Annotated in this window: 2 protein-coding genes; both read right to left on the minus strand. The window is 69.8% G+C overall.

Annotated features, from left to right (window positions below):
• Positions 1–53 precede the first annotated feature (53 nt).
• Entirely contained in the window at positions 54–1,658 is a 1,605-nt protein-coding gene (locus tag ACTHMF_RS10145) for a response regulator transcription factor (protein ID WP_440317322.1), read from the minus strand.
• A gap of 124 nt (positions 1,659–1,782) precedes the next feature.
• Positions 1,783–5,952, minus strand: coding sequence for an Ig-like domain-containing protein (locus tag ACTHMF_RS10150; protein ID WP_440317323.1), 4,170 nt, complete (start codon positions 5,950–5,952; stop codon positions 1,783–1,785).
• Positions 5,953–6,000 lie beyond the last annotated feature (48 nt).

Genomic DNA, 6,000 nt, shown 5'->3' on the forward strand with positions numbered 1-6,000 from the left:
TATCAGCGTGCGAGGCCGCGTCGCCCGGATTTCACCCCCCGATCACCCGCGGGTCAGTCCCGTTCGACCAGCAGGTGCCGGTCGATCGCGACGGCGATCGCGTCCTCCCGGTTGGACACTCCGAGCTTCCGGTACACACTGCGCAGCTGGGTCTTCACCGTGTTGCCGGAGACGACGAGAGCGGAGGCTATCTCGGCGACCGAACCCGTGTCCATGAGCGCGGCCAGCACGGCCAGCTCGCGCTCGCTCAGCAGTGTCTCGGGCAGCAGCTCCGGCAGCAGCGAGCGCAGCGGCACGTCCTCGACCACCTCGGCGAAGCCGGCAGCACGCAGGGCGGCGACCACCCGGTCGAGGTCGCGCGGCGGCAGCACGGCGAGGGCGAGACGCTGTCGCGTGCGCACCAGGAGGGAGCCCAGGCGGTCGACGACGCCGCGCGCTCGCGGCGATTCCGAGAACCGGAGCAGGATCGCCGCCTCCAGCGCTGCCGCTTCCGCAGCGCCCCGCGCGGTCAGCTGAGCACCGGCGATCGAGCGCAGGCCGTTGAGGGCGGAGCCGGTGCGGTCGAGGGTGAGGTCGACCCGTGCCCGATCGATGCGGCCCAGCGGGTCGTCGCCGAGGTCGCGGCCGAGGATCACGGCCGCGGCATCCGGACTGCCGAGCGCGAGCTGGAGGAGTGCGCGCACGCGGGCGAGAGCGCTCCGCGCGCTCGCCGAACGGCCCTCCGCGCCGCGCATGGCAGCGAACGCGTCGAGCTCGGCGAGACCTCGCCCCGGATCGCCCGCGACCAGCCGCGCGATGCCCTCCACCTGCGCGATCGCGATCCAGTGCTCGATCGAGCGCCGATCGTGCTCCATCGCGTCCAGGTGCGCGAGCGCCGTGGTGCCGTCGAGCCGCTCGGTCGCGACCACCGCCTCGGCCAGGCGGTAGAAGGTGCCGGTGTACATCGTGCGCTGCTGGTCGGTCCAGGGCCCGCTGCGTGCGTAGTCGAGATGCGCCTGCGCCTCCGGGATGTCGCCCTGCAGGGCATGGATGCCGGCGAGCATCGCGAGGTTGCCGAAGCCGGGAGACGGCGGAGTGGTGGGAGACGCGGCGAGGCCCTTCGCGAAGGTCTCCATCGCCGCGTCGACGTCCCCGCCGTAGTAGAGGGAGATCCCGATCTGCGAGTAGATCCGCGGCAGATACGCCACACCGGCGCGCTGCTCCTCGCCGAGCGCATCGAGCGCCTCGACCGCGGCGCGCGCCGGCTTGACGCTCAGCCGCGGCCGGCCGAGCAGCCGGTACGCCGCGCTCTCGGAGGCGCGGATGAGCGCCCGGTCGACCGGGTCGATGTCGGTCTTCTCCGCGCGGGCGGCGCGCACGGCGAGCGCGAAGAAGCGCAGCGCGCGCATCCGGTGGAAGCCGAGGCCGTTGTAGCTGATGCCGAGCATCATCGCGAGCAGCGGCTGCGCGCGGATCGTGCTCAGCGGGAACCGCTCGAGCAGCACCCGGACCTGCTCACCATGCCTGCTGGACAGATCGAACCAGCCGCCGCGCACCGCGGCGAGCGCGGCAGGGACATCCCCCGCGTCCGCGGCGGTCCGCAGCGCCGCGAGGTGGTCGGCGCCGTCGGTCGCCGGCACGGAACCGGCGAGCGGGTCGCGCTGCTGGTGCTGCTCCACGTCGTCCCCTTTCCTTCCTATTCTTCACGACGTGAGAACGATCGGATCGTGACGCGGTTCCGTCGAACGGACGCCGTGAGGCCCGGCACCCTGCGGTGCCGGGCCTCACGTGTCGTGCGCGTCCTTACTCGGTCGCGCGGCGGCGGCGGATGGCGAGGAAGGCGGCTCCTCCGCCGACCAGGAGCAGGGCGATGATGCCGGGGGCGACGATGTCGCTACCGGTGAACGCCAGCCCTGTTCCGGGTGCGGGCGGGTCGATCGGCGTGCTGGTGTCGCAGCTGCCGGCCGGGTCGCAGACGCCTCCGCCATCGACGGGCGGGTCGACCTTGTTGATCAGGCGGCCGTTACCGGACCCGGCGTCCTTCACGGTCACCGAGTAGGTGACCGTGATGGTCTCCCCGACGCTCAGCGGGCCGGCCCAGGAGAGCACGTTCCCGGTGAGGGTGGCCCCGTGGGTGGCGTCGTCGTTGTAGGTGGCGTCATCCAGTACATCGGTCATGTCGTCGGTGAACTTCGCCGGGGTGGCGGAGGTGTAGGCGAACTGACCGGTGTTGACCACGGTGATCGTGTAGCCGACCTTGTCGCCCGGCTTGACGGCCTTGGTCGTCGAGACCGACTTCGTCACCGTGTAGGAGCCGACCGGGGTATTGGTCGTGCAATCGCCGGCCGGGTCGCACGCTCCACCGGGTCCGGTCGGCACGACGGCGTTCACCAGGTGGTGGTTGCCGGTGTCGGGGCTGTTCACCGTGACCGAGTACGTGACCTTCACTGTCTGACCGACCGCGAGGGGACCCGACCAGGACAGCGTCGGAGCGGCGTAGGTCGCCCCGTTGTCCGCGTCGTCGTTGTAGGTCGCGTCGTCCAGCACGTTGGTCAGGTCGTCGCGGAAGGACGCCGGGCTGGCGGCGGTGTAGCCCACCTTGCCCGTGTTCTTCACCGTCACCGTGTAGGTGATGGTGCCGCCGGGGACCACCTCGGACTTGTCCGCGGTCTTGGTGACCGTGAAGGAGCCGGACGGGATGGTCACGCCGCAGGCGGCGTTGTCCGTGCCGGCGGGGCAGTCGTTACCCGGTGTGGTGCTGACGACCGCGTTCCTGATGACCTTGTCGCCGTCGTCCGGATCGTTCACCGTCACCGAGTAGGTGACCGTCACCGTGTCGCCGGCCGCCAGGGCGCCCGACCACGAGAGCGTCGATGCGGAGTAGGTCGCACCGCTGGTCGCGTCGTTGTTGTAGGTGGCGTCGTCCAGCACCGCCGACATGTCGTCGGTGAAGGACGCCGGGTCGGCCGCGGTGTAGTCGGCCGTTCCGATGTTCTTCGCGGTCACCGTGAAGGTCACCGTTTCACCGGGAACCACGTCGGTCTTGTCCGCTGTCTTGGTCAGGCGGAGCGCCTGCAGCGGGTTGGTGGTGGTGCAGCTGCCTGCCGGGTCGCAGTCGCCACCGGTCACGCTGTTGGTCAGCGTGCCGTCACCGGTGCCGGCCGGACCGACGAGCACCTTGTAGGTGATCGTCTGGGTGGCGCCGATGGCGAGCGGACCGGACCAGGTGAGCGTGTTCCCGCTGACGACCGCGCCGCTCGAGGCGGACCCGGCGACGTAGGTGGCGTCGTCGAGGACCTTGGACAGGTCATCGGTGATCGATGCGGGAGCGGCCGCCGTGTAGTCGGCCTCGCCGGTGTTCTTCACCGTGACCGTGTAGGTCACCGTGTCGCCCGGGTGCACCGCACCGGTGGCCGATGACGTCTTGGCGACGATGTAGGACTGCACCGGGTTGGTGGTGGTGCACTCGCCCGTGACGCAGGAGCCTCCGTTGCCGGGGACGACGGCGTTGGTGAGCTTGTGATCACCCGTGTCCGGCGTGTTGACCGTCGCGGTGTAGACGATGGTCACCGTCGCTCCGGCCGCCAGGGCGCCCGACCACGACAGCGTCGGGGCCGCATAGGTCGCGCCGTTGCTGGCGTCGTTGTTGTAGGTCGCGTCATCCAGCACCGCCGACAGGTCGTCGGTGAAAGAGGCCGGGTTCGCCGCGGTGAAGTCCGCGGTGCCGGTGTTCTTCACCGTGACCGTGTACGTCACCTTGTCGCCCTGCTTGACCGCGCCGGCCGGTGCGGACGACTTGGTCAGGGTGAACGAGCGGACGTCGGTGGTGGTCGTGCAGCTGCCGGCCGGGTCGCACGAGCCGCCGGGCACGGTCGCGCGAACCGTGTTCTTCAGAACCTTGTCCCCGGTGTCCGGGTTGTCGACGGTCACCGTGTAGCTGATGGTGACGGTGTCGCCGACGGCGAGCGGACCGGACCAGGTCAGGGTGTTTCCGTTCACGACGGCGCCGTTGTCCGGGCCTGCGGTGATCGTCGCGTCATCCAGCACGCCGGAGAGGTTGTCGCTGAACGCGGCAGGGGTCGTAGCGGTGTAGTCGCGCGAACCGGTGTTCTTCACCGTGACGGTGTAGGTCACCGTGCCACCGGCGGTGACATCGGTCGTGGAGGCCGTCTTAGCGACCGTGAAGGAGCCGGACGGGATCTGGACCGTGCAGTCCGGGTTGTCCGAACCGGCCGGGCAGTCACCGCCGGGCGGGGTCACGACCGAGTTGTCCAGGTGCGAGTCTCCGGTGATCGGGTCGTTGACCGTCACCGAGTAGGTGATGGTGGTCGTGTCGCCTGCGGCGAGTGCTCCGGACCACGACAGCGTCGGTGCCGCGTAGGTCGCACCGGAGCTGGCGTCGTTGTTGTAGGTGGCGTCATCCAGCACCGCCGACAGGTCGTCGGTGAAGGATGCCGGAGCGGCAGCGGTGTAGTCCACCGTGCCGGTGTTCTCCACGGTGATCGTGTAGGTGATCGTGTCGCCGGGGACCACGTCGGTCTTGTCCGCCTTCTTCGTGACGGAGAAGGACTGGACGTCGGTGGTCGTGGTGCAGGAGCCGGCCGGGTCGCAGCTGGCGTCCGGGCCGACGGGAACGACGACGTTGGTCAGCTTTCCATCGCCCGTGTCGGGGCTGTCGACGGTGACCGAGTAGGTGATGGTCTGGGTCGCGCCGGCCGCCAGCGGCCCAGACCAGGAGAGCGTGCTGCCGGTGATCGTGGCGCCGCCCGTGGCGTCGCCGTTGTAGGTGGCGTCGTCGAGGACCTTGGACAGGTCGTCGGTGAAGGAGGCCGGGTCGGCGGCGGTGTAGTCGGCGCCGCCGGTGTTCTTCACGGTGACCGTGTAGGTGACCTTGTCCCCGGGGTGGGCGACCGTGGCGGACGCGGTCTTGGAGACGGTGAAGGAGCGGGACTCATTGGTCACGTTGCAGACGTAGGCGTCGTGCGTTGCGATGTTCAGGGTCCACGATGGCCCGGACCCCGAGGTGGTCACCGGTTGACCGGTGGTTGTGTCCGTACAGACCAGCGTGGCCTTGTAGCGGGACAGCGGGCTGCTGGAGCCGGCCGCCATCGCGTCGGTGATCGTGTAGGTGGCGCCGAAGTCGACAGGAACCGCCGTGCTGGATGCCGTCGTGGCGGTACCCGCGGTGGTCGTCGACGTCACTGCCGTGCCGGTCGAGTCCGCAGCCGTGACCGTGAACTGGTCGGCAGCAGCGACACGACCATCGACGGTCTTCTGCACCTGCAGGGTCGGGCACAGCGCCTGGGAAGTGACCTCCGCGTCGAAACCCTCGGCCGGCGCGTCGCTCTTGATCTGAACCAGGATCGTGTTCAGACCGGTCTGCCAGCTTCCCGCCAGGGAGGTGACGGCCTCGTTACCGGCCGTGAAGCCGCCGGCACGGTACGGGTCTGTGGGACTCTGCGGAAGGTTGGCACCGGTCTGAGGGACATTGTTGACCCACACGCCGGCGACGGCGTTGTCGGCCAGCCACGACATGTTCAGCTGGAACGAAGCCGGGTCGACCTTCGGGTCGAGGTTGAACTGGTACCGGTAATACCAGTCGCCCGCCCCCGCGCTCTGGTTGGCGAACTGTGCGTAGTTCGCGGAGATCCACTGCGACTTCCCCGACTGGCTGTCCCGCCAGAGGCCGTTCACCTTGCCCGCGTATGCCGGGGCGTAGGTGGTGCCGGCGGGAGGCAGCGCGGCCGCCGAGGGGCCGGTCTTCGGCGTAGACGTGTGGTAGAGCCCGTCGACCCCGCCGGCGACGGTCCACCGCTGATCGACGGCGCCGTCGGCGATCTGGCCGTCCGTGGCGGAGTTGTACCCGGTGTTGAAGATCACCGGGTCCGTCGTACAGCCGACGGTGGGAATCGTCGCCGCCTGCGCCGGCGCGGACGGCGCAAGAGCCACCGTCCCCCCGAGCACGGATGCCACCAGAGCCAGCGTTCCGATCGCAGCCGACGTGCGAAGCCGCCGCGACCT

Source organism: Leifsonia sp. (assembly GCF_051955155.1).
Classification (GTDB): Bacteria; Actinomycetota; Actinomycetes; order Actinomycetales; family Microbacteriaceae; genus Leifsonia.